Origin of the sequence: Paraburkholderia sp. (assembly GCF_034668105.1) — a bacterium.
GTDB lineage: Bacteria > Pseudomonadota > Gammaproteobacteria > Burkholderiales > Burkholderiaceae > Paraburkholderia.
Map to the genome: position 1 here is coordinate 1 of NZ_JAXDPY010000098.1, position 3,744 is coordinate 3,744.

General features: G+C 62.0%; 6 protein-coding genes. 2 read left to right on the plus strand and 4 right to left on the minus strand.

Annotation, left to right across the window (positions count from 1 at the left end):
- Window positions 1–723: hypothetical protein (locus QOC89_RS04805; protein WP_323043976.1), on the minus strand; the 723-nt coding region annotated here is incomplete at its 3' end.
- A 550-nt stretch (window positions 724–1,273) separates the two neighbouring features.
- Window positions 1,274–1,633 carry a BON domain-containing protein gene (locus QOC89_RS04810; RefSeq protein WP_323043977.1) on the minus strand — a complete coding sequence of 120 codons (360 nt, stop codon included), beginning with the start codon at window positions 1,631–1,633 and terminating at the stop codon, window positions 1,274–1,276.
- Between the two features lie 120 nt (window positions 1,634–1,753).
- On the opposite strand from QOC89_RS04810, the gene QOC89_RS04815 reads away from it, so the two are divergent.
- Window positions 1,754–2,335 carry an alpha-ketoglutarate-dependent dioxygenase AlkB gene (locus tag QOC89_RS04815; protein WP_323043978.1) on the plus strand — a complete coding sequence of 194 codons (582 nt, stop codon included), beginning with the start codon at window positions 1,754–1,756 and terminating at the stop codon, window positions 2,333–2,335.
- Between the two features lie 231 nt (window positions 2,336–2,566).
- Here QOC89_RS04815 and QOC89_RS04820 read toward each other — a convergent pair whose 3' ends face one another.
- Both QOC89_RS04820 and QOC89_RS04825 read right to left on the minus strand, forming a co-directional pair.
- Window positions 2,567–3,202, minus strand: coding sequence for a carbonic anhydrase (locus tag QOC89_RS04820; protein WP_323043979.1), 636 nt, complete (start codon window positions 3,200–3,202; stop codon window positions 2,567–2,569).
- A gap of 102 nt (window positions 3,203–3,304) precedes the next feature.
- Window positions 3,305–3,538 carry a DUF6566 family protein gene (locus QOC89_RS04825; RefSeq protein WP_323043980.1) on the minus strand — a complete coding sequence of 78 codons (234 nt, stop codon included), beginning with the start codon at window positions 3,536–3,538 and terminating at the stop codon, window positions 3,305–3,307.
- On the opposite strand from QOC89_RS04825, the gene QOC89_RS04830 reads away from it, so the two are divergent.
- Window positions 3,533–3,744 (plus strand): hypothetical protein (locus QOC89_RS04830; RefSeq protein ID WP_323043981.1); only part of this gene is annotated, 212 nt, incomplete at its 3' end. The two genes, QOC89_RS04825 and QOC89_RS04830, sit on opposite strands and share 6 nt — an antisense overlap.

Consider the following 3,744-nt stretch of genomic DNA (forward strand, 5'->3'; position numbering starts at 1 on the left):
CTGCGTCGCCTGCGTCGCCTGTGTCACCTGTGTCACCTGTGTCGCAGCAGCAGTACCGGTGACGCTCGAGACGACCTTCACCTCAGCCAGCCCGGAAGATGACGAGCCGGCGACCACAGGCGCGCCGCCACCCACTCTCCCATGCGAAGGGCTAACGTCGTCCACCGCGGCTTGTGCCGTTTCAGTACCACGCCGAATTTTCGCGTCACGGGGTGCACGATTCGCGTATTCACGCCTCGCGACATAACCCTCATGCGAGCGCCCGCTTTTCCCGGAAGACGTCAACGACGCTCGTGCCGATTTCGATCCTTGCGGCGCCACTTTCTCCCCTTGCGCGGGTACGGGCGCGTGCTGCACCAGCTCCGCGCGCGCCTCCACTTCACGCTGCAGCGCGAGGACCTGATCGTCGTCCCGGTGCGCCGCACTCACCGCGTCCAGTTGCGCCTGCGCGGAGGCAAGATCGTTGCGCTGCAGACTGTTGCGAGCCGCCTGGAGATCACCGGCGAGCGCCGCCGCCGAAGCGCCGCGTCCAGCAACCGGTCCGAAAGTCACCGAACCGGTCATGGTGTCGCTGCGTGTCTCATGAGTGGCCCCACTGTCGCGCTCCAGGCCTGGATCGTCCGATGCCAGCCAGCTTTTGTCCGACTGCGAAATATAAGCCGCGATCGCAATCGCGCCCACCAACAGGCTTGTGAGAACTATCTTCCTGGGTTCGCTAACCATGACGTCTCCCTCTCAACTCGTGACCCTGCGCGTTCGCGATATCGCAAAACGTGCCCGAATTCATCAGAGGGTTCACCGCGAGTCCATCAATCGATGCCGCCGCAACGACCGCGAGTTCGGGCCGGTACGGTCACGTACGGAGAAGAGTGCAAGGCGGATGCCTGGTATTTGCTATTTATAGCCGCGAAAGGCCGATTCGTCCGCTCGCGCAGGGGCTGTTGTCCGAAAAAGCCAGCCTACTGATTCGCCATTCCTACGACGATTTTTTGGAACTCCGAAGCAATGTCGAACGCGAAGCAGAATTAGCGCGACGCTGCGCAACGGCACGGCTGCACTCCGAACAGCGGTGATGGGCGGCATGAATTTTCCTGCACACGTGCCGAGCGGCACGCGTCTGCATGGTTTTGCCCGCGATGAAAGGGCGGCGTAATCGGAACACGGATTATGCCTGCGGATCCTCGCGCAATCGACTCGAAGACCGCAGCCAGCCATTCGCCATGACGGCCGGAGACGTGTCCACGCGCTCCCCGCCTAACCGCAAAGGACGCGGTCAGCCATTGCCGCCGTGCCACAGCGTGAGCTTGTTCACCACGACCAGCACACCCGGCACGGTTCGAGCGATCTGCTCCGCTTGCCGGATCTGATCGGCGCTGTGCACCGTGCCGGTCAAGATCACCGCGCCGTCCTGGGCGCGCACGAACACGCCTGACACATTGAAGCCCGGGGCCTTATCGAGCGCTTGCCGGACTGCCGTCGCCAGATTGCTGTCCGCCTGCGACGCGGCTTTGCCGCTTGTCATTGCCGCGCTCGCATGGGCGTTCGACGTCCCGCTGCCTGTTTGCACACAAGCCGAAAACACCGTGGTCGTGCAGACGGCCGCCAACAGAACACGTACTGGTCTGCGCTTCATGGGTTCTGTCCGGTGGAAATTCGCGGCGCACCCCAAGACCTGTATAAAAACACAGTATAATGGTCGATATGAACAGCCCTGCGATTCGTGTCCGGGCTGCCGCTCTCCAAGGTTTGAGTCATGGTGTCCCAGCAAGGCCTGTTTGCCCCCGAGCCGGTACGCCTCGTCAATGACGAGCAAGGCGGGATTCGCTATTTGCCTGAGTCGATTCCGGCACTCACGGCGCAAAAGTGGTTCGATCAGGCGCTTGAAAATGTCGGCTGGTCGAGCCGGCAGCGCATGATGTACGACCGGGAGGTGGCCGTTCCACGTCTGCTCGCCACGTTCTCCCGCGAATCTGAAGATCTGCCTGCGCCGCTCGGCGAAGCATTTGAAGCCGTCCGCTCACTGCTCGGCGCGCCGTTCAATCGCGTCGGTCTCAATCTCTATCGCGACGGCAACGACAGTGTCGCGCTTCATAGCGACAAGACGGAAAAGCTGCTGCCGGGCGAGCCGATTGCCGTCGTCTCGCTCGGCGCGAGCCGCCGCATGTCGATCCGCCCGAAGGCGGGTTCCGGCCGCATCGTGCACGTGGAGCTGGAGCCAGGCAGTTGCATCGTCATGAGCTATGCCTCGCAATTCACGCATGAACACGGCATCCCAAAGCTGGCCGATGCGATCGGGCCGCGGATCAGCCTGGCGTTTCGCTGCTTTGCCAGTTGAGCGTCACGTCCAGGTGAGCGTCACATCCAGGTGGCGTACTCAAGTGTCACACTCAAGCGGCGTACCCAGGCAACACACTCAAGCGGCGCACTCAACCGCCATATCTGGCGACACGCTCAAGCGGCTCACTCAAGCGGCATACCTGGCGACACGCTCAAGCGGCTCACTCAAGCGGCATACACAGACTGCACACCCAAGCCGTGCACCCTGGCGTCAAACCCACGCCTCACATCAAACAGCATAAATCTCAGTGTTCTCCGCCAACGGCAAAAACTCCCCAGTACGTCCGTCAAGGGCAAGCATCACGCCGCTTTCGATATTGAAAATCCAGCCGTGCAGCCGCAGTGTCTTTTTCACGAGGCCCACGGCCACCGACGGATGCGTGCGAATGTTCGCAAGCTGCGCCAACACGTTGTCTTTGACCAGCGCATCAAGACGCTCCGCATCCGACTGGTAAGTCCGCGACGCGTTGATCGCTTTCGCCGCGTCTGCGTGACGAAGCCAACCCGCCACGGCCGGCAGATGGTCGAGGTTCATGCACGTGCAGATCGCCGTCATCGCCCCGCAATTGGAGTGACCGCAAATCACGATATCCTGCACGCCCAGCACGGCCACCGCATATTCGACGGTCGCCGAGACGCCGCCCGGCTCCGGGCCGTAAGACGGCACGATGTTGCCCGCATTGCGAATCACGAACAGCGAGCCGGGTTCCACCTGGGTCAGCAATTCGGGGACGACACGGCTGTCCGAGCAGGTCACGAACAGCGCGCTCGGACTTTGCGCCGTCGACAAACGTTTGAACAAGGCGCTCTGCTGCGGGAAGACTTCGCGTTGAAAGCGGATGAATCCTTCAATGATGTCCTGCACAACGTTCTCCGGATAATCAAAGCCTCAGACGGCCGGCCCAGCGGCAAAGTCCAAAGCGGGTCTGCGATCGGTTGGCGCGACTATACCGCAGCTTCGCTGGCCTCATCCCTCGTTGGGCGACGCCGCGAGCTTGTGGTCGATCAGCCGCGTGGCCCATTCGATGCCATCGCGCGCGGCCTCCGCCTCGGTAAGCCATTCCGGCTGAGCCGTCCCGGGACGGAATTGCGCGACCGTATCCACCGTGTGGCGCACGCTCACTTTCGCGCGCCACGCGCCCAACTCGTTGCGCTCGGACTGCACGACGATCTCGTAGCCACGATGATCAAGCGTATGCATCTGCATGAAGCGTTCCCCAAGTCGATCCTGAAGCACAAACTGTACGCCCGCGAATCGTCCTTCATACCCCCGGCAAAAACAAACAAGCCCCGGCTGTTCCTGGCCGGGGCTGACTCTCCCGCTCACACACCGCGAAACCGTGCGGGCATCAGATTGCAATCTCAGTTGAAATCGCCGGTTTCGAGTTCCACGGATTGTCCCCCGTT